19 protein-coding genes are annotated in these 24,825 nt (G+C 67.2%); 11 read left to right on the top strand and 8 right to left on the bottom strand.

Annotated features, from left to right (window positions below; all coding sequences use genetic code 11):
• Positions 1–225 precede the first annotated feature (225 nt).
• The 3 genes from GTP77_RS14435 to hutC all read right to left on the bottom strand — a co-directional run bounded on the left by GTP77_RS14435 (position 226) and on the right by hutC (position 6,263).
• The gene (locus GTP77_RS14435) at positions 226–672 is read right to left on the bottom strand and encodes a response regulator (protein WP_229202192.1); all 447 of its coding nucleotides are present in this window, start codon (positions 670–672) and stop codon (positions 226–228) included.
• Between the two features lie 10 nt (positions 673–682).
• Positions 683–5,383: a PAS domain S-box protein gene (locus GTP77_RS14430; protein WP_161072852.1), complete on the bottom strand. Its 4,701-nt coding sequence runs from the start codon at positions 5,381–5,383 to the stop codon at positions 683–685.
• A gap of 148 nt (positions 5,384–5,531) precedes the next feature.
• Complete coding sequence (hutC, locus tag GTP77_RS14425) at positions 5,532–6,263, bottom strand: histidine utilization transcriptional repressor HutC (RefSeq protein ID WP_161072851.1); 732 nt, start codon at positions 6,261–6,263, stop codon at positions 5,532–5,534.
• 120 nt (positions 6,264–6,383) lie between these two features.
• Between hutC and ada the strand changes: the two genes are divergently transcribed.
• Both ada and GTP77_RS14415 read left to right on the top strand, forming a co-directional pair.
• Complete coding sequence (gene ada / locus GTP77_RS14420) at positions 6,384–7,439, top strand: bifunctional DNA-binding transcriptional regulator/O6-methylguanine-DNA methyltransferase Ada (protein ID WP_161072850.1); 1,056 nt, start codon at positions 6,384–6,386, stop codon at positions 7,437–7,439.
• A gap of 98 nt (positions 7,440–7,537) precedes the next feature.
• Positions 7,538–8,245, top strand: coding sequence for a 2OG-Fe(II) oxygenase (locus GTP77_RS14415; protein WP_161072872.1), 708 nt, complete (start codon positions 7,538–7,540; stop codon positions 8,243–8,245).
• A 2-nt stretch (positions 8,246–8,247) separates the two neighbouring features.
• On the opposite strand, the gene GTP77_RS30340 is transcribed toward GTP77_RS14415, so the two are convergent.
• Genes GTP77_RS30340 through GTP77_RS14405 form a run of 3 tightly spaced genes read right to left on the bottom strand, consistent with a single transcriptional unit; the run spans position 8,248 to position 9,633 of the window.
• Entirely contained in the window at positions 8,248–8,598 is a 351-nt protein-coding gene (locus GTP77_RS30340; RefSeq protein ID WP_223149351.1) for a hypothetical protein, read from the bottom strand.
• Positions 8,599–8,642: 44 nt separating this feature from the next.
• Positions 8,643–9,131, bottom strand: coding sequence for a penicillin-insensitive murein endopeptidase (locus GTP77_RS14410; RefSeq protein WP_161072849.1), 489 nt, complete (start codon positions 9,129–9,131; stop codon positions 8,643–8,645).
• A 10-nt stretch (positions 9,132–9,141) separates the two neighbouring features.
• On the bottom strand, positions 9,142–9,633 hold the full coding sequence (locus GTP77_RS14405; protein ID WP_161072848.1) for an Hcp family type VI secretion system effector: 492 nt from the start codon (positions 9,631–9,633) through the stop codon (positions 9,142–9,144).
• Positions 9,634–9,772: 139 nt separating this feature from the next.
• On the opposite strand from GTP77_RS14405, the gene GTP77_RS14400 reads away from it, so the two are divergent.
• The 9 genes from GTP77_RS14400 (at position 9,773) to GTP77_RS14360 (ending at position 23,349) form a co-directional block, all read left to right on the top strand.
• The gene (locus tag GTP77_RS14400; RefSeq protein ID WP_161072847.1) at positions 9,773–11,434 is read left to right on the top strand and encodes an amidohydrolase; all 1,662 of its coding nucleotides are present in this window, start codon (positions 9,773–9,775) and stop codon (positions 11,432–11,434) included.
• 191 nt (positions 11,435–11,625) lie between these two features.
• Positions 11,626–13,329, top strand: a complete 1,704-nt coding sequence (hutU, locus tag GTP77_RS14395; protein ID WP_161072846.1) for a urocanate hydratase — start codon at positions 11,626–11,628, stop codon at positions 13,327–13,329.
• A 10-nt stretch (positions 13,330–13,339) separates the two neighbouring features.
• A complete protein-coding gene (gene hutH, locus GTP77_RS14390; protein WP_161072845.1) occupies positions 13,340–14,896 on the top strand; it encodes a histidine ammonia-lyase in 1,557 nt (518 codons plus the stop codon).
• Positions 14,897–14,925: 29 nt separating this feature from the next.
• Complete coding sequence (gene hutG / locus GTP77_RS14385; RefSeq protein WP_161072844.1) at positions 14,926–15,723, top strand: N-formylglutamate deformylase; 798 nt, start codon at positions 14,926–14,928, stop codon at positions 15,721–15,723.
• Positions 15,720–17,126: a formimidoylglutamate deiminase gene (locus GTP77_RS14380; RefSeq protein WP_161072843.1), complete on the top strand. Its 1,407-nt coding sequence runs from the start codon at positions 15,720–15,722 to the stop codon at positions 17,124–17,126. The genes hutG and GTP77_RS14380 overlap by 4 nt, the downstream gene beginning before the upstream one ends.
• Positions 17,126–17,719 carry a HutD/Ves family protein gene (locus GTP77_RS14375; protein WP_161072842.1) on the top strand — a complete coding sequence of 198 codons (594 nt, stop codon included), beginning with the start codon at positions 17,126–17,128 and terminating at the stop codon, positions 17,717–17,719. The genes GTP77_RS14380 and GTP77_RS14375 overlap by 1 nt, the downstream gene beginning before the upstream one ends.
• Positions 17,720–18,964: an imidazolonepropionase gene (hutI, locus tag GTP77_RS14370; protein ID WP_161072841.1), complete on the top strand. Its 1,245-nt coding sequence runs from the start codon at positions 17,720–17,722 to the stop codon at positions 18,962–18,964.
• Positions 18,965–19,121: 157 nt separating this feature from the next.
• Positions 19,122–21,773 (top strand): zinc-dependent metalloprotease, encoded by a 2,652-nt coding sequence (locus tag GTP77_RS14365; RefSeq protein ID WP_161072840.1) that lies wholly within the window; start codon positions 19,122–19,124, stop codon positions 21,771–21,773.
• A gap of 85 nt (positions 21,774–21,858) precedes the next feature.
• A complete protein-coding gene (locus tag GTP77_RS14360; protein ID WP_229202195.1) occupies positions 21,859–23,349 on the top strand; it encodes a glycine betaine ABC transporter substrate-binding protein in 1,491 nt (496 codons plus the stop codon).
• Here GTP77_RS14360 and GTP77_RS14355 read toward each other — a convergent pair whose 3' ends face one another.
• A complete protein-coding gene (locus GTP77_RS14355; RefSeq protein WP_161072839.1) occupies positions 23,350–23,838 on the bottom strand; it encodes a GNAT family N-acetyltransferase in 489 nt (162 codons plus the stop codon). It lies immediately after the preceding gene.
• Entirely contained in the window at positions 23,835–24,779 is a 945-nt protein-coding gene (locus GTP77_RS14350) for a DMT family transporter (protein ID WP_161072838.1), read from the bottom strand. Before GTP77_RS14350 ends, GTP77_RS14355 begins: the two co-directional genes overlap by 4 nt.
• Positions 24,780–24,825: the final 46 nt, after the last annotated feature.

Here is a 24,825-nt window from a genome sequence, read left to right as displayed (position 1 = left end):
TCCCTCAATGGGAGCTAGGGGTTAGTTACGCCTGGATGATTAGCCATTGTCGCTGGATATCGTCTGGACGCTGCCGGCTTACAGGCCGCAGATGGAGACGTATTCCATGAATTCAACAGATGCCCTAAAAGATGGCAAGAGGATAACAGGCGGGAGATAGCTCAAATAATAACGCATTTTTGCCGCCTGTGCGGAAAATGCTGCTGTTGTTGCACAGCAACGCTTTTAAGGCGTCGGCGCGGACTGCCGGTGCGCGGCCGCCAGCGCCACCAGGCGGCCCAGTTCGGTCGCCGCCACCGGCTTGCTGCACGCGCCCAGGATGGCCAGTCCCTGCGCCATGGCCAGGCGCTCGGCGGCGCGCAGCACGCCCGCGTCCATGCCCGACAGCAGCACCACCGCGCCCCGGTAGCTGGCCTCGGCCGCCAGGCGCAGGAATTCAATGCCGTCCATGTCCGGCATGGACAGGTCGCAGATCAGCAGGTCGGGCGGGGCCTGCGCCAGCAGCGCCAGCGCGGCCTTGGCGGAACTGGCGCCGGCCACGTCGAAGCTGCCCAGTTCGTCCAGCATGTCTTCCAGCAGGGCCAGCATGAAGCTGTCGTCGTCCAGCAGCAGCACGCGCAGCGGGGTGGCTTGCGCGGAGTGGGATTCTTGGCTTGTTTCTTGACTGCTCATTGCGCGCTTTTCAGTTGTCGTTGGCGAAAGTGGTGTTGTTCATGATGACTTCGGTCACCTGGTCCAGCAGCGGCCACAGGCCGGCGCACAGCGCGCGCGCATGCGCCAGTTCGTCCTGCGGGCTTTGCCCCGGCACGGACGGCAGCTGCTCCAGCGCCAGGCACAGCTCGGCCATGCCGAAGGCGCCCACGGTGCGCGCCGAGGACTTGATGCGGTGGCCCAGCTCGCGCAGGCGCGCCACGTCGCCGCGCGCCAGCGCCGCGTCGATCTCCTCGAAGCCGGCCTGCGTGGTCTGCAGGAACTTGAAGGCGAACTTGCGTATCTTCTGCGGATTGTAGCCGAGCAGCTGGGCCAGCACCGACAAATCGATCACCGCCGGGTCGCCGGCCAGCGTGGGGCGGAAGGCCGGTGGGCGCGGGCGCGGCGGCACAGCAGGGACAGGTGCGCCGCCGGCCGCCTGGGCATCGCCGTCCTCGGCGCGCTGGGCCGGCAGCCAGTTGGCGATGGTCTGGTACATCAGCGCTGGCTGGATGGGCTTGGAGATGAAGTCGTCCATGCCGGCGTCCAGGCAGCGCACCCTGTCCTCGCTGGTGGCGGTGGCCGTCATGGCCAGCACGCGCAGCTCGGCCAGCGCGGGGTCGGCGCGGATGCGGCGGGTGGCCTCCAGGCCGTCCATCAGCGGCATCTGCACATCCATCAGCACGCAGTCGAAACTGGCCTGGCGCAGCAGGGCCAGCGCCTCCTCGCCGTTGTTGGCCAGGCAGACCGCGCTGCCCACCTCCTCCAGCATTTCCAGCGCGATCTGCTGGTTGAAGGTGTTGTCCTCCACCAGCAGGATGCGGGCGTCCTTCAGCGTGGCCATGACGGCGGCGCTGCGCGCGCTGGCCACCAGTTCGGCGGCGGCGTCGCTCACGCTGTTGATAATCTCGGGCACCGCGCGCGGCGACACGCCCAGCCGCGCCGTGAACCAGAAGGTGCTGCCCTGGCCCGGCGCGCTGCGCACGCCCACCTCGCCGCCCATCAGCTGGGCCAGCTGCTTGCAGATGGCCAGGCCCAGGCCGGTGCCGCCGTATTCGCGCGTGGTGGACGTGTCGGCCTGCTGGAAGGACTGGAACAGCTTGCCCATTTCCTCCTCCGACAGGCCGATGCCGTGGTCGCGCACCTCGAAACGCACCAGGCAGTGCGCCGCGTCGCTGACCGCGTTGACCACTTTCACCACGATGTGGCCCTGTTCGCTGAACTTGATGGCGTTATTGGTGTAGTTGATCAGCACCTGGCCCAGCCGCAGCGGGTCGCCCCGCAGCACCGGCGGCAGCGTGGGGTCCAGCTCGAACAGCAGGTTCAGGCCCTTGCCGGCCGCCTTGGGCGCCACCACCGTGGTCAGGGTCTGGATCACATGGTCGAGCGCAAAGTCGACCTGCTCGATCTCCAGCTTGCCGGCCTCGATCTTGGAAATGTCCAGGATGTCGTCGATGATGCCCAGCAGGTGCTCGCCGGCGAAGCGGATTTTTTCCAGGTAGTCGCGCTGGCGCGGGTCGAGGTCGGTTTTCAGCGCCAGGTAGGCCATGCCGATCACGCCGTTCATCGGGGTGCGGATCTCGTGGCTCATATTGGCCAGGAACTGGCCCTTGGCCAGGCTGGCCTCCTCGGCCACCTGCTTGGCCTGGTCGAGCTGCTCGGTGCGCTGGGCCACGCGCTCCTCCAGGTGTTCGTTCAGTTCGCGCAGCGCCTGCTCGGCGTGCTTGCTGTCGGTGATGTCGATCGACATGCAGATCAGATAGGCCGGCTGGCCGCGCTCGTCGAACACCGGATTCTTGAAGGTGCGCAGGTGGCGCTGCTCGCGCAGCGTGGGGTTCCACACGGTTTCCTCGTAGTCCAGCATCACGCCGCCGGCGAAGGCGGCCTCGTCGCGCGCGCGGAAGGCGGCCAGCTCGTCGGGCGAATGGAAGGCGCTGTCGTCGCCGCCCATCAGCTCGTCGAAGCGGTAGCCGAACTGCGCCTCGCAGGCCGGGTTCATCAAAAGGAAGCGGCCGTCCGGCGCCTTGATGAACAGGCCGGTGGGCATCATCTTGATGATTTCCTGCAGCCGCTGCTCGCCCTGGCGCAGCGCGTCCTCGCTGCGCTTGCGGTAGCTGATGTCGGTCAGGCTGGCCACCGCCATCGGCGTGGCGCCCAGCTCGTCGCGCATGGGTTCGGCGTTCACGGACAGCCAGCTCAGGCCGCCGTCCGCCTGGCGCACCCCCATCACCACGCCGCGCACCGACTGGCCCGACACCAGGGCCAGGTAGACCGGGTGCTCGTCGCGCGCGAAGGGCAGGCCGTCCTCGTGCACGCCGGGCCACAGGCCGGCGCCCGGGTGGGCCGCCGCGCCCAGCATGCGCGCGGCGGCCGCGTTGCTCTCCAGGATAAGACCGTCGCCGTTGAGCACCACCAGGCCGTTGGTGACGGCGTTGAAGACGGAGGCCATGCGGCGGCTGGAGTTGCGCAGCGCCTGGTCGGCCAGGCGGCGGTCGTTGATGTCGGTGATCATGGCCAGCGTGCCGGCGTAGGCGCCGCTGCCGTCGTTGAGCAGGGTGGTCGACAGCAGGCCCCACATCGGCGTGTGGTCCTTGCGGAAGAAGCGCACGTCGCCCTGCTCGGCCTGGCCGGAGCTGCGCCGGCGCTGGTGGCGCAGCAGCATGGCCTGGCCGTCCTCGTCCATGAAGGCGCTCATCGGCCGGCCCACCATGTCCTCGGTCTCGTAGCCCAGCATGCGCGCCATGGTGGGATTGACGAAGGTGGTCAGGTCGCTGGCGTCGGTCATCCAGATGCCTTCGGCGGCGGTCTGCACGATCAGGCGGTAGCGTTCGGAATTGGCTTGCAGCGCCTCCTCGGCGCGCTGGCGCTGGGTCATGTCGCGCAGCGACAGCACGGCCAGGCCCTGGCCGGCCATCTGCAGCGGCGCCAGCTGCACCATGGCGGGGAAGTGGCTGCCGTCCTGGCGGCGCGCGGTCAGCACGCGGCCCGGCAGGCCGTGCCGGCTGAACAGCTCGCGCGGACGGCCCGGCGCGCTGCGCATGGTGTCGGGCACCAGCTGCTCGAGCGACAGGCCGGCCATCTGCTCCGGCGCGTAGCCGAAGCACTGGGCGCAGGCGGTGTTGGCCTGGTGCACATGGCCGCGGCGGTCGGCCAGCAGCATGGCGGCCGGCGTGGCTTCCAGGATGGCGGCCACGCGCGCCTCCTCGGCGGCGGTGCGCTCGCTGATGTCGCCGAGCGTGCCGGTCAGGCGCAGCGCGCGCCCGGTGCTGTCGCGCGCCACCACCATGCCGCGCGCCAGCACCCATTTCCAGCTGCCGTCGCGGCAGCGGATGCGGAACTCGCAGGACAGCGCGGTGCGCCCGGCCGCGTCGGGCGCCGGTTCGGCCGCCGGCAGCATGAATTCGTTGCCCACGCGGGCCAGGTCGTCCGGGTGCACCAGCGCCATCACGCCCTGGGTGTCCGGCTTGAACTCGGCCGGGTCGTGGCCCAGAATCTCGCAGTAGCGCGGCGACAGCGTCAGCTCGTCCGCCTGCGGCAGCCAGTCCCATACGCCGTCGCCGGTGCCTTCCAGCGCGAAACTGGTCAGCTGCTCGGCCTTGCGGGCGCGCTCGCGGGCCGCCGCCAGCTCCCGGCCCAGGCGGCGCAGGCGCAGCGAGCCGGCCACCGCCAGCAGCAGCACCAGCAGCGCCGCGCCGGCGCCGTACTGCCAGGCCAGCGTGCTGGGCGGCGGCTGGTACAGAAAACCTTCCAGCGGGAAGCCGGCCGGCATCATGCCCAGGTTGGCGTAGGTGTCGGCGATGGCGCGCCAGCGCGCCGGATTGCTGTAGCCCAGCTCGATGAGGCGCTGCTCCAGCAGCGCGCTGGTCTGCTGGGCCTCGAACATCAGGTGCTCGCGGCTGTGGCTGTTGGGGTAGCGGGCGCGTATCAGGTCGGCGATTTCGCCCGGGTGGGCCATGGCGTACTGCCAGCCGCGCAGGGTGGCCGCGCGCATGGCGGCGGCGCGCTTGGGATGCTCGCGCAGCTCGCTCTCGGTGGTGTACAGGTTGTCGCCGTAAAAATCGATGCCGGCCGAACGCGGCGACACGATGTCGTAGCGCAGGTTGCTGCGGTCCAGCAGATAGGGCGCTTCCGAGGTGTAGCCCGACATGGCGTCCACCTTGCCGTTGATCAGGTCATCCAGATTGTAGCTGTGCGGCAGGTTTTGCAGCGTGGCCAGGTCGACCTGTTGCTGCTTCAGATAGGCGCGCAGTTCGTCGTTGTTGTTCGCCAGCATCAGGCGCTTGCCGCGCCAGTCCAGCGGCTTGCCGCCTTCGCCGCGCCGCACCAGCAGCGCCGCCGCCGAGTGCTGGAAGATGGACGCCAGCACCACCACCGGCTGGCCGGCCGCGCGCGTGAGCAGCAGGGTGCTATTGCCCACGCCGTACTGGGCTTTGCCGTCCAGCACGGCCTGCACCGGATCGGCGCCGGGCTGGGCCTCGCGCAGCGTGACGTCCAGTCCGGCGTCGCGGTAATAGCCCTTGTCCTGCGCCGCGTAGTAGCCCGCGAACTGGAACTGGTGCAGCCATTTCAGCTGCACGGTGATGGGTTCGGCCGCCCCGGCGCCGCCCGCCGCCAGCGCGCAGGCCAGCGCGGCCGCCCAGCGCAGGCGGCGCCGGCCGGGCGGCAAACTGGACTGAAGACGGCGGTGCAGCAAGAGCTTCCCTTTCACAATGGAACGGGGCCGCAGCCCCATCTTGTTCAGTCAACTATAGCATCGAAGTTTTAACAAAAGCGTTTACTTCTTGGCCTCCGGGCACAGGCTTGCACGCGGCTGGCAGCATGCAAGCGACGGCCCTCCGGCCTCAGGCGAAACTGCCGGCGAACTGGTAGCGGTGGCCGGGGTGCCACATGGTGGCGGTGGACGCCACCTGGCCTGCCGAGCGGGTCTGGCGCTTGAGCACCAGGCAGGGCTGGCGGGTGTCGATGGCCAGCATGTCGGCGATGTCGCGCGGCGGGCTGAGCGCTTCGATGCTGTAGGTGGCCCCTTGCAGCGGCGCGGCGGCCATCAGGTATTCGTTGGGCGTGATGGCGGCGAAGTCCTGGCTCATGTAGAGCGGCGCGCAGGCCGGGTTGACCCAGCGGTCCTCCACCTGGATGGGCACGCCGTTTTCAAAGTGGACGATCACGGAATGGAACAGCACGGAAGCGGGCGGCAGCCCGAACTGCTTGGCCAGCAGGTCGCCGGCCTTGCTCTGTTCCAGCAGCTGCAGGCTGCTGCGGTGGGCATGGCCGCGCGCGCGCACCTCGTCGGCGATGCTTTTGATCTCCAGCAGCGTGGCCTGGTATTTTTGCTGCGCCACATAGGTGCCCGAGCCCTGGCGGCGCGTGAGCACCTGTTCGGCGGTCAGTTCGCGCACGGCGCGGTTGACCGTCATGCGCGACACGCCGAACTGCTTGACCAGCGCCTGTTCGGATGGGATCACGTCGCCCTCCTTCCACACGCCGGCGGCGATCTGCTCGAGCAAATGGTCCTTGATGCGCTGGAAGATGGGAGTGGTTTCGGCTGCCTGTGGTTCGCTGGTGTGCTGGTTCATGTGGCGATTTTAGCATTGCGCAGGGGCATCAGGGCATGAATTCAAAAGCAAGACCCGGAGTGCGGCAGCCTTGGCGGCCCGATAGCATGGCCCCATAATGACACCATGACGGAGCAGGCCATGAAACCCACCTTCACCAATGACGAACAGCGCTGGGCCGCCGTGCAGCAGCGCGACGGCCAGGCCGACGGCCAGTTTTACTATTCGGTGCGCACCACCGGCATTTACTGCCGCCCCTCGTGCGGCTCGCGCCCCGCGCTGCGCGGCAATGTGCGCTTCCACGCCACGGCGCAGGAAGCCGAGGCGGCCGGCTTCCGCCCCTGCCTGCGCTGCAAGCCGGACCAGCCTCCGCTGGCCGAGCGCCAGGCCGCCCTGGTGGCGCGGATGTGCCGCCTGATCGACGAGGCCGAGAGCGAGCCGGACCTGGCCAGCCTGGCCGAAGCGGGCGGCATCAGCCGCTTCCATTTCCACCGCATCTTCAAGGCCCACACCGGGCTCACGCCCAAGGCCTACGCGGCCGGCGTGAAGCAGCGCCGGGTCCAGGCCGGGCTTGCCGGGCAGGCCAGCGTGACGGACGCCATCTACGCGGCCGGCTTCAACTCCAGCGGGCGCTTTTACGCGCAGTCCTCCGGCGCCCTGGGCATGACGCCGACCGCCTACCAGGCCGGCGGCAGCGGCGCGGCGATCCGCTTCGCCGTGGCCGAGTGCTCGCTGGGTGCCATCCTGGTGGCCAGCACGGACAAGGGCATCTGCGCCATCCTGATCGGCGACGACCCGGACGCGCTGGCGCGCGACTTGCAGGACCGCTTCCCGAAAGCGGAACTGATCGGCGCCGAGCCGGACTACGAACAGGTGGTGGCGGCGGTGATAGGTCTGGTGGAGGCGCCGGGCATCGGCCTGGCCCTGCCGCTGGACGTGCGCGGCACGGCCTTCCAGCAGCGCGTGTGGCAAGCCTTGCGCGAGATCCCGGCCGGGCAGACCGTCAGCTACGCCGAACTGGCCGAGCGGGTGGGCGTGCCGAGCGGCGCGCGCGCCGTGGCGGGCGCCTGCGCCGCCAACGCCATCGCGGTGGCGATTCCCTGCCATCGCGTGGTGCGCAACGACGGCAGCATTTCCGGCTACCGCTGGGGCGTCGAGCGCAAGGCCGAACTGCTCAAGCGCGAAGGCTCGCGGTGAGCGCCCGCCCGTCCGCGCCTGGCGCCGCCGCGCCGCCCGATCCCCGTAGGGCGGGTCCGTTGACCCGCCATGCCGGCGACCCCGCGCCGCGCGCCTTCATGGCGCTGGGCGCGCGCTGCGCAGCCTTGGACTGGCCGCGCATCGCCCAGGACCTGGACGCCCACGGCTGCGCCCTCGTGCCCGGCGTGCTGACCCCGGAAGAATGCGTCCGCCTGGCCGGCGCCTACGCCAAGCCCGAGCTGTTCCGCAGCCGCGTGGTGATGGAGCGCCACGGCTTCGGCAAAGGCGAATACCAGTACTTCGCCTACCCGCTGCCCGGCCCCATCGCCGAACTGCGCGCCGCCCTGTACCCGCCGCTGGCGCACCTCGCCAACCGCTGGTACGAAGCCATGCAGCTGGAGCCGCGCTTTCCGCCGGCGCATGAAGACTTCATCGCCCGCTGCCACGCCGCCGGCCAGCTCCGTCCCACGCCCCTGCTGCTGCAATACCGCGCCGGCGACTACAACTGCCTGCACCAGGACCTGTACGGCGAGCACGTCTTCCCCCTGCAGGCGGCGGTGCTGCTGTCCCGGCCCGGTACGGACTACGAAGGCGGCGAATTCGTGCTCACCGAACAGCGCCCGCGCATGCAGTCGCGCGCCGAAGTGGTGCCGCTGGAGCAGGGCGGCATGGTCATCTTCCCCGTCTTCCACCGCCCCGTGAACGGCACGCGCGGCAGCTACCGCGTCAACATGCGGCACGGCGTGTCCCGCCTGCGCAGCGGCTCGCGCCACACCCTCGGCGTCATCTTCCACGACGCTGCCTGAAGTCAGCAACTCATGGTCGCCACGCTGTCTCCGGTCTTGAGATTGATACCGATCCAGCATCGGTAAGGCCCTTCCTTCGCTCCCTTGTCCTTAGTTGTAAAGGTGCAGCTGACTCCTTTTTTGATTCGTGCCCTGTCGCCTTTCTCGTCCGAGCATGTCTCAGATAGATCCGGTCCTATCGAATTGAAGATTTCTCGTGCAGGCGCGCCATCAATCACAAGGGACAGCTTTTTATCGTTCGCAGTTGGGGTTTGCTGATCGGCTAGCGATCCGCCATGGATAATATAGGACGCGCCATGAAGTGACCGCCATCTGTCTGCGGGAACTGCGGCATGGACGAGTGTGATGGTCAAGCCTGCCGCCAAGGTTTGCCAGACTAGGGGGTAACTACGCATAGTCAGCCTCGCAGCTTTAGATGGAAATGGTCGTCGTGGCCTGGATACTGTGTCGTAAACGGAACGTCAGGTCCGTTGAACAATACTTTGCCAACTGGCGCGAAAGTTCGAAATAGCTCGATCAGCTTGATGGTTCCTTCCCTGTCGTACTGTGGATCTTGCCAACTCACCGGCTGCTCTCGGCCGTCTTTACGGAGTGGGCGGACGTCCACTTCCAGGCCTGTCCTGTGCGTGTCATGATCTGGGGGGCGTATTCCCCCTGCAAGGCTGATGTCCCCAACTCCCATTCGGCGCTGATCAATCGCTTGCCATTCAAGCGCCACGCGAAGGATGGCGGTCATCATGGTTGGGTGCGCGTACTGGTATGCGCCTCTGGCAGGCTTACCATGAAGCCTGCCGTAGACATAGTAGCCCGAGTCCATGGGGGATTGTGGAAGCATGAAAAAGCGGCGGGAATCCAGTGGTGGGCGCAGCGGATCGTCTTCGCTCATGGCGCCTCCTTTATATGCACCTATTGGTAGAAAGACACCAGCCGCCTGCGGTGTTTCCACCTGCGCCACCGCCAATTTTTTGCTGTGTATATTTCCATTGGACTTTCGAAAAACGAAGTCCGATGGAGTCATGCAGGATGTTGCCTTCGGTTGCCACTTGCTCAATGCTGGCGATCAGAACATTCTCCAACTCGACTTCGTCATATTTGACCGGATTGCCACTGCCATCGGCTCGCATGAATTCAAGCTTAGCCTTGGCCAAGGTCCTGCCCATGGAACAAGTCCGCATCAGGATCGGCGATGAAAGGTCCGCTAGCTTGGATAGGGAGAGAGTGCGATGCTCACACCGCTCGGATGTGTGGCCGCCGCCGGTTGACGCTGTTGCACTCTTGGGCTGAGTTACGCCCCAGTGCGCCGAGCTGATTTCGATCCAGCCGCAATGTGCGGAATCGGCGGACTCGCCTTTGATACCGTCAATTTTCAAATAGACGTCGATAGCCATGTCTTCTCCAATCCATAGTGAGTAGGAATGACTATCTTGCTCCGGGATCTTGATAGGGCCTTGTCCGAAATCAAGGATGTGGGCGATGGTTTTAAGTGCGTTACACTCCCCATCTCGTTTTTATACTGGAGAGACCCTGATGCGCCTGACCACCCTGATGCTTGCCCTCGCCGCCGCGCTGCCTGCCGCAGCCAACGCCGCCGCCATCGTCGACAACGCCAACGGCTACACGCTTAACGCGGCCGGCAAGCTGGTGAAATTCACAGCGCTGGCGTATGACGACGCGGGCAGGATCATTGCAGTGGGCAGCAGCAAGGCGGTGGCGGCCAAGGCCCCGGCCGGCGCTGCGCGCATCGACATGCAGGGCAAGACCGTGCTGCCCGGCCTGATCGACGCGCACGGCCATGTGTTCGGCCTGGGCGAAGTCGCCACCAGCGCGGACCTGTACAGCCCCGCCACGCTGGCGGCGGCGCTGCAGGCTGTGGCCGTGTTCAGCAAGGCCAATCCGCAGCGCGCCTGGGTCATGGGCAAGGGCTGGAATCAGGAGATCTGGAAGCTGGGCCGCTTCCCCACCGCTGCGGAACTGGACGCCGTGGTGGCCGACCGTCCCGCTGTCATGGAGCGCGTGGACGGTCACGCCATCTGGGTCAACAGCAAGGCACTGCAACTGGCGGGCGTGACGCGCGAGACACCGGACCCCGCAGGCGGCAAGATCGAGCGCGACGCGCAAGGCAACGCCACCGGCATCCTGGTCGATGGCGCCATGGACCTGGTGAACAAAGTGCTGCCCGCGCCCACCGAGGCCGAGTCGCGCGGTGCGCTGGATGGCGCGCTGGCGCTGATGGCCAAAATGGGCCTGACCGGCGCGCACGACGCTGGCATAGGCGTGCGCGAAGACCGGTTGTTCCGCGACTACGCCGACCACGGCAAGCTCACCACCCGCATCTACGCCATGATAGGCGACACCACGGCCGACTTCGACCAGCTGTCGAAGCAGGGGCCGATGCAAAGCTACGCCAACGGCCTGTACGCGCTGTCGGCGGTGAAGCTGTACTCGGACGGCGCGCTGGGCAGCCGGGGCGCCGCGCTGATCGCCCCCTACAGCGACGCGCCGCACACGCACGGCCTGCTGTTCTACAAGAACGAGGAAATGCTGGCCAAGATGGAAAAGGCCATGAAGGCGGGCTACCAGGTCAATGTGCACGCCATCGGCGACGCGGGCAACCACCAGATCCTGGACGCCTACGCCGCGCTGCTGAAGAAATACCCGGCCGCCGCCGCGCAGCGCCACCGCATCGAGCATGCGCAGGTGGTGACGCTGGCCGACATCCCGCGCTTCAAGGAGCTGGGCATCATCCCGTCCATGCAGCCCACGCACGCCACCTCGGACCAGAACATGGCCGAGCAGCGCGTCGGCCCGCAGCGCATCAAGGGTGCGTATGCCTGGCACACCTTCCTCAAGCAGGGCTCGAAGATTGCCTGCGGCTCGGACTTCCCGATTGAATCGCCGAACCCGCTGGCCGGCATCCACGCGGCGGTGACGCGCCAGGACGGCAGCGGCATGCCGGCCGGCGGCTGGTACAAGAACGAAGCCATGACCCTGACCCAGGCCTTCCGCTGTTTCACCCTGGACGCCGCCTACGCCGCGCGCCAGGAAAAAGAAGTGGGCTCGCTGGAAGCAGGCAAATGGGCCGACTTCATCGTCACCGACGCCGACCTGTTCAAAGTCCCAGCAGCGGATATCGGCAAGATCACCGTGCTGCAAACCTGGGTCGCCGGCAAGGAGGTCTACAAACGATAAGCAAACCTGCCCCAAGCCCAAGCCCAAGCCGAGCTGAGCCGCATTCGGGTTGACCCAGAATGCGGCTCAGCTCGCTTCGGGACACAGAAATGGGTTGACTTGGTTGTCTATACAACTTATGCTGGGAAGATGCGCGGAGGGCGCGTGGCGATCCTATGCTCCTTCGCATCACCTGCTACCAAGGAGACGATATGAGCACTTCCCTCGCCAACGATCCACGTTTCGACGCCAGCCGCAATATCCGCGCACCGCGCGGGCCTGAGCGTGTCTGCAAGACCTGGGGCGCGGAAGCGGCCTATCGCATGCTGCAGAATAATCTCGACAACGAAGTGGCGGAGAACCCGCAGCACCTGGTGGTGTACGGCGGCATCGGCCGCGCGGCCCGCAACTGGGCGTGCTATGACCAGATCCTGGCGTCGCTGAAGGAACTGGAAGCGGACCAGACCCTGCTGATCCAGTCCGGCAAGCCGGTCGGCGTGTTCCAGACCCACGAGGACGCGCCGCGCGTGCTGCTCGCGAACTCCAACCTGGTGCCCAAGTGGGCCAACTGGGAGCATTTCAATGAGCTCGACCGCGCCGGCCTGTTCATGTACGGCCAGATGACGGCCGGTTCCTGGATCTATATCGGCACCCAGGGCATCGTGCAGGGCACCTATGAAACCTTTGCCGAAGCCGGCCGCCAGCACTTCGGCGGCGACCTGGCTGGCCGCTGGATACTGACGGCGGGCCTGGGCGGCATGGGCGGCGCGCAGCCGCTGGCGGCCACCTTCGCCGGCGCCGTGTCGCTGAACATTGAATGCCAGCAGAGCAGCATCGACTTCCGCCTGCGCACCAAATACCTGGACAAGCAGGCCGGCTCCATCGACGAGGCGCTGGAGCTGATCAAGCATCACACCGAACGCAAGGACGCCATTTCCATCGGCCTGCTGGGCAACGCCGCCGAGATCCTGCCGGAGCTGGTCAAGCGCGCGAAAGAGGGCGGCCTGGTGCCGGACATGGTGACCGACCAGACCTCGGCGCATGACCTGGTGAACGGCTACCTCCCGCGCGGCTGGAGCGTGGCGGACTGGAAGGCCGCGCAGCAGGACCCCGAGCGCCACCCGCGCCTGGTGGCCGCCGCCGCCGATTCCTGCGCCGCCCACGTGCAAGCCATGCTGGAGTTCCAGCAGCTGGGCGCGAAAGTGGTCGACTACGGCAACAACATCCGCCAGGTGGCCTTCGACCACGGCGTGGAAAACGCGTTCGACTTCCCCGGCTTTGTGCCCGCTTACATCCGTCCGCAGTTCTGCGAGGGGCGCGGCCCGTTCCGCTGGGTGGCGCTGTCCGGCGACCCGGAAGACATCTACAAGACCGACGCCAAGATCAAGGAGCTGTTCCCGCACCACGCGCAAGTGCACCGCTGGCTGGACATGGCGCGCGAGCGCATCGCCTTCCAGGGCCTGCCTGCGCGCATCTGCTGGCTGGGACTGGGCGAGCGCCACATCGCCGGCCTGGCTTTCAACGAGATGGTGCGCAGCGGCGAGCTGAAAGCGCCCATCGTCATCGGCCGCGACCACCTGGACACCGGCTCCGTCGCCAGCCCCAACCGCGAAACCGAAAGCATGAAGGACGGCACCGACGCGGTGTCCGACTGGCCGCTGCTGAACGCGCTGCTGAACACCGCCGGCGGCGCCACCTGGGTGTCGCTGCACCATGGCGGCGGCGTGGGCATGGGCTATTCGCAGCACTCCGGCGTGGTGATCGTGGCCGACGGCACCGACGCCGCCGCCAAGCGCCTGGCGCGCGTGCTGGTGAACGACAGCGGCTCGGGCGTGATGCGCCACGCCGACGCGGGATACGAAACGGCAGTCGCCTGCGCCAAGCGCAATGGCCTCAACCTGCCTATGATCAAATAAGGAACACCCCATGACTCAAGCACAAAACAGCAGCTGGACCCTGAACCCCGGCAAGATGACCCTGGCCGAGCTGCGCGCCGTATGGACCGCGCACGCCCCCGTCGCGCTGGCCGCCGAAGCGTATCCGGTCATTGAAGCGTCGGCCGCCGCCGTGCGCGCCATCGTGGCCAAGGGCGACGCCGCCTACGGCATCAACACCGGCTTCGGCCTGCTGGCCAAGACCCGCATCCCGGACGAGAAGCTGGAACAGCTGCAGCGCAACCTCATCCTGTCGCACTCGGTCGGCACCGGCGAGCTGCTGTCGGACGCCGTGGTGCGCCTGATCCTGCTGATGAAGATCGGCAGCCTGGCGCGCGGCTATTCCGGCGTGCGTCCGCTCATCGTGGACACGCTGCTGGCGCTGTATAACAAGGGCGTGATGCCCGCCATCCCGGCCAAGGGTTCGGTCGGCGCCTCGGGCGACCTGGCGCCGCTGTCGCACATGACGCTGGCCATGCTGGGCGTGGGCGAAGTGCGCTACAAGGGCGAACTGATGCCCGCGCTGGACGCGCTGAAGGCCGCTGGCATCGCGCCGGTGGTGCTGGCCGCGAAGGAAGGCCTGGCGCTGATCAACGGCACGCAAGTGTCCAACGCCCTGGCGCTGCACGGCCTGTTCATGGCCGAGCGCCTGCTGGAAGCGGGCATGGTCACCGGCTCGCTGTCGCTGGACGCCGCCAAGGGCAGCGATTCGCCCTTCGACGCGCGCGTGCATGAAGTGCGCGGCCAGCCGGGCCAGATCGCCGCCGCCGCCATCTACCGCGAACTGGTGACGGACAGCGCCATCCGCGCCTCCCACCTGGTGGGCGACGAGCGCGTGCAGGACCCGTACTGCCTGCGCTGCCAGCCGCAAGTGATGGGCGCCTGCATGGACATCATCGCCAACGCCAGCCGCACCCTGCTGATCGAAGCCAACGCCGTCACCGACAATCCGCTGCTGTTCAAGGACGGCGACAGCGCCGTGGTGGTCTCGGGCGGCAACTTCCACGCCGAGCCGGTGGCCTTCGCGGCCGACACGCTGGCGCTGGCCATCGCCGAAATCGGCAGCATTTCCGAGCGCCGCATCGCGTTGCTGATCGACGCCACCCTGTCCGGCCTGCCGCCCTTCCTGGTGCGCGATCCTGGCGTGAACTCGGGCTTCATGATTGCCCACGTGACCGCCGCCGCGCTGGCGTCCGAGAACAAGTCGCTGGCCCATCCGGGCAGCGTGGACACCATCCCGACCTCGGCCAACCAGGAAGACCACGTCTCCATGGCCACCTACGCGGCGCGCCGCCTGGACGACATGGCGCACAATACGGCTGCCATCCTCGGCATCGAGCTGCTGGCGGCGGCGCAGGGCATCGACTTCCACCGTCCGCTGAAGACCTCGCCGCAGCTGGAGCATGTGCACGCGCAGCTGCGCGCACAGGTGCCGTTCTTCGACGCGGACCGCTTCTTCGCGCCGGACATCGAGGCGGCCAAGCAGCTGGTGCTGAAGGGCGAGCTGAGCGCCAGCTGCAAGCACCTGTTCACGCCGCTGCATCCTTAAGCTGCACCGGCCACGCGGAGGACGATCAGATGGACTATCAATTCACGGCAGGCAGCCTGCCCTTGCTGGTGTCGATGCCGCACGTGGGCACCGACATCCCGGACGATATCGCGGCCAGCTTCGCGCCCGCCGCTGCGGTCAGGACCGATACCGACTGGCACCTGGTGCAGCTGTACGGTTTCCTGCGCGAGATGGGGGCGTCCACGCTGTCGGCGCGCTGGTCGCGCTATGTGATCGATCTGAACCGTCCGCCCGAGAACACCAATCTGTATCCGGGACAGGACACCACAGGCCTGTGCCCGGTGGACACCTTCGGCCGCGCGCCCTTGTATCCCGAGGGCGGCGCGCCGGATGAGGCGGAAGTGCAGCGCCGCCTGACGCTGTACTGGCAGCCTTACCACGGCCAGCTGCGCGCGGAACTGGACCGGCTGCTGGCCATCCACGGCCGCGTGGTGCTGTGGGACGCTCATTCCATCGCCTCCGTGGTGCCGCGCTTCTTTGAAGGCAAGCTGCCGGACCTGAACTTCGGCACCGCCGACGGCGCCTCCTGCGCGCCCGGCATGACGGACGCCATCGCCTCGCTGGCGCTGGCGCACGGCGGCTACACCGTGGCCGTGAACGGCCGCTTCAAGGGTGGCCACATCACGCGCCACTACGGCAAGCCGGCGCAGAACGTGCACGCGATCCAGCTGGAGATGTGCCAGTCCACGTATATGGACGAGGCGGCGCCCTACGGCTACCGTCCCGACCTGGCTGAACAAGTGCAGCCGCTGCTGCGCCGGCTCACGCAGGCCGCTGCGGCGTGGGCAAGCGGGGAGGGGCAATGAGCGGCGCGTCCGCATCCGGGGCAGCCGCCAGCGCGCTGTTCGCCCGCAACGCCTTGCTGCCGTCCGGCTGGGCGCAGGACGTGCTGCTGCAGTGGGACGCGGGCGGCGAGCTGATCGATGTCACGCCCAAGGCCCTGCACCCGGCCGGCGTGGAACTGGCTGAATACGCCATTCCCGGCATGGTCAACCTGCACTCGCACAGCTTCCAGCGCGCCCTGGGCGGCCTGACCGAGAAGGCCGGCGACGCAGCCGGCAACGTCGCAGACAGCTTCTGGACCTGGCGCGACCTCATGTACCGCTTTGCCCGCAACATTACGCCCGAGCACATGGAAGCCATCGCCGCGCAGCTGTTCAGCGAATGCCTGCGCCACGGCTACACCTCGGTGTGCGAATTCCACTACGTGCAGCGCGCGCCGGACGGCGCCATGTACGCCAACCCGGCCGAAACGGCGGAGCGCGTGATCGCAGGCGCCAGGCTGGCCGGCATCGGCATGACCATGCTGCCGGTGCTGTACAGCTACGCCGGCTTCGGCAGCGAGCCGCTCAAGCCCGAGCAGCAGCGCTTCAAGACGGACGCGCAGGATGTGCTGAAGATTATCGGCGGGCTGGAAACCCTGCGCGACGCGCAGACCGAAGTGGGCGTGGCGCCGCATTCGCTGCGCGCCGCTTCCGTGTCCCAGATCAAGGAAGTGCTGGCCAGCTTGCCGCACAATCGCCCGGTGCACATCCATATCGCCGAGCAGCAGGGCGAAGTGCGGCAGTCGCTGGAATTCAGCGGCAGGCGCCCGGTGCAATACCTGTATGATGAGGTGCAGGTGGACAGCCGCTGGTGCCTGGTGCACGCCACCCATCTGGTGGACGGCGAAGTGCAGTCCATCGCCCGGAGCGGCGCCGTGGCGGGCCTGTGCCCGACCACCGAGGCCAACCTGGGCGACGGCCTGTTTCCGCTGGAGCCCTTCCTGGCGCACGGCGGGCGATTCGGCATCGGCAGCGACAGCCATATTTCGCAGAGCGCCGTGGAAGAACTGCGCTGGCTGGAATACGGCCAGCGCCTGATGCAGCAGCGCCGCAATATCGCGGTGTCGGCCACGCAGCGCAACGTGGGCGACTTCCTGTGGCAGTCGGCCCTGCAAGGCGGGGCGCAGGCGGCGGGGCGCGCGGTGGGCGCGCTGGAGGCGGGCAAGCGGGCGGACATCGTCGTGCTCGACGACGGCCACCCCAATCTGTACGGCGTGGCGGTGGATGAAGTCCTCGGCACGCTGGTATTCAGCGGTAACGACAATCTGGTGAAGCATGTATTGGCTGGCGGCCAGTGGGTGGTGCGCGAGCAGAAGCACGCGGCGCAACAGGCCATCGCCGCGCGTTTCAAACAGACGCTGGCCGAACTGCGGGAGTTCCGGTAATGAGCAAGCTGATACAGTACGCAAGCCTGCACGCCACGCCATGGAAGAACGGCGGCGGCAGCACCACCGAGATCGCCATCGCGCCCAACGGCGCCACCTTCGACAACTTCGACTGGCGCATCAGCCTGGCGACGATCGCGCACAGCGGGCCGTTCTCGCTCTTCCCCGGCATCGACCGCACGCTGACGCTGGTGAGCGGGCCGTGCGTGGTGCTGGACGTGGGCAACGAGCGCAAGGTGGCGCTTAGCGAGCGCGAGCCGGTGGTGGCCTTCCCGGGCGAACTTGCCGTATCAGCGACCGTGGGCGACGCCCCGACCACCGACTTTAACGTGATGACGCGGCGCGCGCGCTGCAGCCACCAGCTGGAGCGGCGCGTGGTGCGCGGTTTCTCCACGCTGGAGCGGCGCAGCGCCACCACCATCGTGTTCCTGGCCGAAGGCGAAAGCCTGGCCATCATCAGCGCCGACGAGCGCGTAGCCATGGTGCGCTACGACGCGGTGGTGCTGAGCACCGAGGACGTGTGGACGCTGGAGGCGGCAAGCGCCACGGTGTTCATCGTCGACATCATCCCCAATGACGAAGAAGACGAGTAAATGAGCGCTGCCTGGGACGTGTTGTACACCAACGTGCATCTGGCCACGATGGTTGAGGGGTACGGCGAACTGCGCTGCGGCGCCGTCGCCGTGAAGGACGGGCGCATCGCCTGGCTGGGCGCGGCGGACGATGCGGCCGCTGCAGGCGCTGCGGCAGCGGTGCATGACTGCGGCGGCCACTGGCTCACGCCCGGCCTGATCGACTGCCACACGCACATCGTCCATGCGGGCAACCGCAGCGACGAATTCGAGGCCCGGCTGAACGGCGCCAGCTACGAGGATATTTCCAAGGCCGGCGGCGGCATCATGTCCACCGTGCGCGCCACGCGCGCCGCATCGGACGAGGAACTGTATGCGCAAAGCCTGCCGCGCATCGCCAGCCTGCTGGCCGAGGGCGTGACCACGCTGGAGATCAAATCCGGCTATGGGCTGACGCTGGAATCGGAAGCGAAAATGCTGCGCGTGGCGCGCCGCGTGGGCGAGCTGCTGCCGGTGAACGTGGCCACCACTTTCCTCGGCGCGCACGCGGTACCGCCGGAATTCGCCGGCCGCGCGGACGACTACGTGGACGCAGTCTGCGCCATGATGCCGGTGCTGGCCGAACAGGGGCTGGTGGACGCGGTGGACGCCTTCTGCGAATGCATAGGTTTCAACCTCGAGCAGACCGCGCGCGTGTTCCGCACCGCCGCTGCGCTGGGCCTGCCGGTCAAGCTGCACGCCGAGCAGCTGTCGGACATGCGCGGCGCGGAGCTGGTGGCGCATTACGGCGGCTTGTCCGCCGACCACCTTGAGCGCCTGAGCGCGGAAGGCATCGCCGCCATGAAGCAGGGCGGCACGGTGGCGGTGCTGCTGCCGGGCGCTTACTACTTCCTGCGCGACACCGTGCCGCCGCCCGTGGCCGAATTGCGCGCGGCGGGTGTGCCGATGGCCGTCGCTACAGACAACAATCCCGGGACGTCGCCGATGACGTCCTTGCTGCTGGCGATGAATATGGTCTGCACGCTGTGGCGGTTGACGCCGCTCGAAGCGCTGGCGGGTTGCACCGTGCATGCCGCCCGCGCGCTGGGGCGGCAGGATGAGATCGGGACGCTGGAAGTGGGCAAGCGCGCGGATTTCGCGCTGTGGGATATTGCGCGCCCTGCGGATTTGTCCTATTCCTTTGGCTACAACCCGTGCCGGGGCGTGGTCAATGGCGGTGTGTGGCGTTTGCCGCAGGCGGCTCTGGCGGGTTACGCGTTCCGCTAACCCGCCCTACGATTGCGTATGCTTGTGGTCGAATTGGCATTCCGTAGGGCGGGTTAGCGTAGCGTAACCCGCCAATGCGCCGCCGGTAAATTTCCTTCCGGACTTTGCCGATCGTGTACATTAATGCAATCCCATCTGCGCCATTGGCACACACATCATGCGACCGATCCGCCTTGCCGTCCTGCTGGCCCTGAGCACCCACGCTTACGCACAATCCCCGCCGGTCCCCGATGTGCCGCTGGTGGCCACCACGCCCGCGCAACCGACCGTGCCCGCCGCCGCGCCGGGCGCGCCCCGGCCGGACGCCGCCGCCCCCAAGCCCTTCGCTGAAATCATCAAGGGCGCGCAGCGCCTGCCGGGCTTCTTCGCGCTGTACCAGAAGGACGAGAAGGTCTGGCTGGAGCTGAAGCCCGAGCAGTTCGACCAGCCCTTCTTCATGTCCGTCAACACGGCCAGCGGCATAGGCGAACGCGGCGTGTACGGTGGCCAGATGACGCGCAGCGCGGTCGTCATGTTCCGCAAGATCGGCAGCCTGGTGCAGCTCATCGCCCTGAACACCACCTATCGCGCCAAGCTGGGCACGCCGCAGGCGCTGGCCGTGGCGCAGGGCTTCTCGGACAGCCTGCTGAGCGCCGCGCCGGTGGCCAGCGCGCCCAATCCGCAAGGCAAGGGCGTGCTGGTGGAAGCGAACGCGCTGCTGTTCGCCGACATTCCCGGCTACAGTACCCGTCTGGAATCGGCCTTCCGCATGGCCTACACGCTGGACCCGCGCAACAGCAGCTTCGGCAACATCCGCAGCGACGACGGCATGACAGGCCTGCATGTGAACGCGCACTACTTTGTGCCGCGCGTGGCCGCCACGCCGCTGGTGGCCCTGCCCACCGCGATCTTTGCACCGCCGCCGTTCACGCTGCCGGACCCGCGCAGCATGTTCCTCGGCTTCTACTACAGCTTCATGCCGCTGCCCGAGCAGCCCATGCCGGCCCGCGCGGCGGACGACCGCATCGGCCATTTCGTCAGCACCAGCTTCGATTTCACGGACGACCTCAAGCCCGAGCAGACCAGCCATGCGGTGAACCGCTGGCGCCTGGAGAAGAAGGACCCGGCGCTGGCCCTGTCCGAACCCAAACAGCCCATCGTCTACTGGCTGGACAAGAACATCCCCGTGAAGTACCGCGAGTCGGTGAAGCAGGGCGTGCTGGCCTGGAACGCGGCCTTCGAGCGCATCGGCTTCAAGGACGCCATCGTGGTCAGGCAGCAGGAAGCCACGGACACCTTCGACACGATGGATGCGCGCCATGCTTCCGTGCGCTGGTATGCGGGCGTGGACGCGGGCTTCGCCATCGGCCCCAGCCAGGTGGACCCGCGCAGCGGCGAGATCCTCGATGCCGACATCGGCATGAGCGATTCCTTCGCCCGCAGCGCGCGCCGCATGGCCAGCGAGGACACGCGCTTCGGCGCCGAGCAGTTAGGCCTGGAACACAATGAAGCGCGCTGCGACTACGGCATGGCGTCGGCACAGGAAATGGGCTTCGCGATGGATCTGATGGAAGCGCGCGGCGAATTCGAAATGGACAGCCCGCAAGCCGAGGCGCTGGCGCAAGCCTATGTGCGCTCCATCATCATGCACGAGGTGGGCCACACGCTGGGCCTGCGGCACAACTTCCGTTCGTCCACCATCTACAGCCTGAAGCAGCTGCAGGACAAGGCCTTCACCGCCAAGAACGGCATGACCGGCTCCGTCATGGACTACACGCCCTTCAACTTGGCCGTGAAGGGCGAGCAGCAGGGCGAATACGTCACCTCCGTGCTGGGGCCATACGACTATTGGGCCATCGAATACGCCTACAAGCCTATCGCGCCGGAACAGGAGAAGGACGAACTGGCGCGCATCGCCAGCCGCTCCAATGAACCGCAACTGGCGTTCGGCACCGACCAGGAAGCGTATGGAGGCGTGTCCGACCCCGGCGTGAATGTCTTCGACCTGGGAGACGATCCGCTGGCCTACTTCCAGCGCCGGCTGGCCATGTCGCGCGAGCTGTGGGACCGCGTGCAGACCCGCCGCCTGAAGCCGGGCGAAAGCTACGAGTCGCTGCGCCGCAGCTTTGAACACGGCTTCTCGCAGTTCGCGCGCGTGATGCCGGTGGTGGTGAAATACGTGGGCGGCGTAACGCACCTGCGCGACCACGCGGGAACCGGCCGCGCCACGTTCACGCCGGTGTCTGTGGAGCGCCAGCGCGCCGCGCTCAAGCTGCTGACCAACAACCTGTTCCGCGCCGACAGCTTCAAGTTCGCGCCGGACATGGTGAGCCGCCTGGGCGGCGACCAGCTGATGGCGCGTTTCAAGCCGGACGTTTCCGTGGGCAGCTATGTGCTGTCGCTGCAATCGGCCGCGCTGGACCAGCTGATGTCGGACCCGGTGGCCGGCCGCCTGCTCGATTCGCAGGAAAAGGTGGACAAGCCGAAGAAGGCGCTGGCGCTGGACGAGCTGTACACCACGGTGCAGTCGGCGGTGTGGAGCGAGCTCAAAACCGGCAAGGACATCAACAGCATGCGGCGCAATCTGCAGCGCGAACACCTGAAGCGGGTGGCCTCGTCGCTGCTGCGCGTTTCGCCCGGTACGCGGGCCGACGCGCGCAGCCTGCAGCGGCAGCAGGCGCTGGCGCTGCAGCGCGATATACGCGGCGCCTTATTTGGCAACCACACTGGTTCCGGCTCCCTCAGCAACGAGGCGAGAGCCCACCTGGCCGAAAGCTATGAAACGCTGAGCCAGGCCCTGAAAGCGCCGATGATGCGCGCGGGCGCCTGATTTGCGGGCTTATCTGCAAGCCCGCCTGCGCGCGCTCCTGCGTTTGGCCGGCGCGTTTCCGCTGGCTTTCTCGCTTGCCGTTGCGCTGCTCGCCGCGCCGCCGCTGGCTGCGGCGGATGACGGTGTTCTGCGCATAGGCTCCAAGCGTTTCACCGAATCCTACATCCTCGGCGAAATACTGCTGCAGACCGCCGCGCCGCACGCCAGGGCGGAACACAAGCAGGGGCTGGGCAACACAGCGATTGTGCTGGCCGCGCTCAAGGCTGGGTCGATTGACGTCTACCCCGAATACACGGGCACCATCGCGTTCGAAATCCTGAAGCGCAGCACGCCTGCGCCACTGGAGCAGCTGCGGCGCGAACTGGCGCCGATGGGGCTGGGCGTGGCGGTGCCGCTGGGCTTCAACAACACGTACGCGCTGGCCACGCGCGGAGACGGCGGCGCGCGCACACTGAGCGCGCTGGCGGGGCAGGGCGGCTACAAGTTCGGCCTGTCGCACGAATTCATCGGCCGCGCTGACGGGTGGCCCGGGCTCGCCCAGCGCTACGGCCTGGCGCAGAAGCCGATGGGGCTGGATCACGGCGTCGCCTACGAAGCGCTGGCGCAGAAGCAGGTGGACGTGATCGACATCTACTCCACGGACGCCAAGATCGGCCAATACGGCCTGCGTGTTCTGGAGGACGACAAAGGCTACTTCCCCCGCTACGACGCCGTGCTGCTCTACCGCCTGGACGCCGCGCAGCGCTTCCCCGCCGCCTGGCGCGCCATCCAGCAGCTCGAAGGCCGCATCTCCGCCGCCGGCATGATCGCCATGAACGCCGCCGCCGAAGTCGAGGGCAAGAACTTCACCTCGGTCGCTGCCGCCTGGCTCGCAGCCCAGGCCAGCTCCCGCGCATCCGCGCCAGCCGCCGCCGCCGCGACAACGGCTCCAGCCGCGCGCCCCGGCCTGCTCGCGAAAATCTTCGACGCCAGCCTGTGGACGCTCACGCGCCAGCACATCACCCTGGTGCTGCTGGCGGTGGCGCTGGCCTGCGCCGTGGGCGTGCCGCTAGGCGTGCTGGCCGCCTACGTGCCGCGCCTGCGCCAGACAGTGCTCGCGCTGACCGGCGTGCTGCAGACCATCCCCTCGCTGGCCCTGCTGGCCATGATGATCCCGCTGCTGGGCAGCATAGGCACGGCGCCAGCCCTGGTGGCGCTGTTCGTGTACGCCTTGCTGCCCATCGTGCGCAACACCTGCACCGGCATAGGCCAGGTTCCGCCCGGCCTGAAACTGGCGGCGCAAGGATTGGGATTGAGAGGATGGCACCAGCTGGTGCATGTGGAATTGCCGCTGGCCATGCCGGTGATACTGGCGGGCGTGAAGACGGCTGCGGTGATGAGCGTGGGCACGGCCACGATAGCGGCCTTCATCGGCGCAGGCGGCTACGGCGAACGCATCACCATCGGCCTGGCGCTGAACGACAACGACATGCTGCTGGCGGGCGCGCTGCCCGCCGCTGTGCTGGCCCTGCTGACGCAAGGCCTGTTTGAACTGCTGGAACGCTGGGCGGCGCCGGCGGGCCGGGCCGGCCGATAATCAATCCGTGGCCAGCTGCGACAGCGCGTCGCCGGTCACGCGGCAGATGCGCCAGTCCGGCATCACGGTAGCGCCCATGCCCTGGTAGAACTTGATCGCGTTCTCGTTCCAGTCCAGCACCGACCACTCGAAGCGGCCGCACTTGCGTTCCACCGCCAGCTGCGCCAGCGCCACCAGCATCTGCTTGCCATAGCCCTTGCCACGGCAATTCTGCTTTACGTACAAGTCTTCCAGGTACAAGCCCTTCTGGCACAGGAAGGTGGAGAAGTTATGGAAGAACAGGGCGAAGGTCACCACTTCGCCGTTTTCCACGCCTACGATCGCCTCGGCGGCGGGATGGTCGCCGAACAGGCTCTCATGCAGCTTGGCCTCGTTGGCCACCACCATGTGCTCCAGTTTTTCAAACACCGCCAGCTCAAAAATCATGCCGAAAATGGCATTCACGTCTTCAGGCAGGGCGGGGCGGATGGACAGGCTAGTAGAGTTCATTGCGCTTCAAGTTGGTTATCTAAAGGGACGGATTTTGCGGATTTGACGGACGATGCGGGCGCCTTCAATGCCCACACCACGCTGGACAAGCACAATACCATGCCGAACCACTCCATGGCACCGGGCCGGTAGTGCTCCAGCTGGATCGACAGCAGCACCGAGATCACCGGCGTCACCACGCCGATATACACCGCCTTTTGCGAACCGATGCGGTGGATCAGCGTGAAATAGGCGCCGAAGGCGATCACGGAGCCGAACACGGACAGGTAGACCAGGCCGGCCCAGTAGCTGGGGCGCGACGGCAGGCGGAATTCCTGGCCGTTGAGCAGCGCCCAGCAGGCCACCGCCAGGGTGCCCCAGAACATGGCCCAGGCCATGGTCAGGAATACGTTCGAGGACTCCTCGCGCACCTTCACCACCACCACGTTGCCGATGGTGCTGGCCATGGTGGCGCACAGCGCGAGCGCGAGGCCCAGCAGGAAGTGGCCGCTGCCGCCGGACAGGATGTCTTTCCAGGCGTGGTGGATGGCGTCATAGAACAGCAGGATCACGCCGCAGATCGACACCGCCGCCGCGCTCCACATGCGCCAGGTGAGCGGCGTGCCGAACATGAAGCGGTTGCAGATCGGGGTCCAGAACACCATCAGCACGAACAGCACGGCCACCAGTGCGGACACCAAATACTGTTCCGACGTGTAGGTGCACACATAGCTGATGGCGAAGGTGGCCACGCCCTGCAGCAGCATCCAGCGCTGCACCTTCCACGGCATGCGCAGGCGGTCGCCGCGCAGCAGGCACCAGGCGAACAGCGTGGCCGAGGCCAGGCCGAAGCGGTAAACAATGGAAACGGCCGGGGCGACGTCGCCCAGCTGCAAGGTGATAGCCCAGAAGGTAGAACCCCAGATCAGGCAGGCGATGGCAAAGAGGATAGGCGAGGACATCCGCGCAGTATACGGATTTTCGCACCATCTTGCTCGGCGGATAGCG

This window comes from Pseudoduganella aquatica, from assembly GCF_009857595.1.
Taxonomy (GTDB): Bacteria; Pseudomonadota; Gammaproteobacteria; order Burkholderiales; family Burkholderiaceae_D; genus Rugamonas; species Rugamonas aquatica_A.
This window is presented reverse-complemented; position numbering and strand designations above follow the sequence as displayed.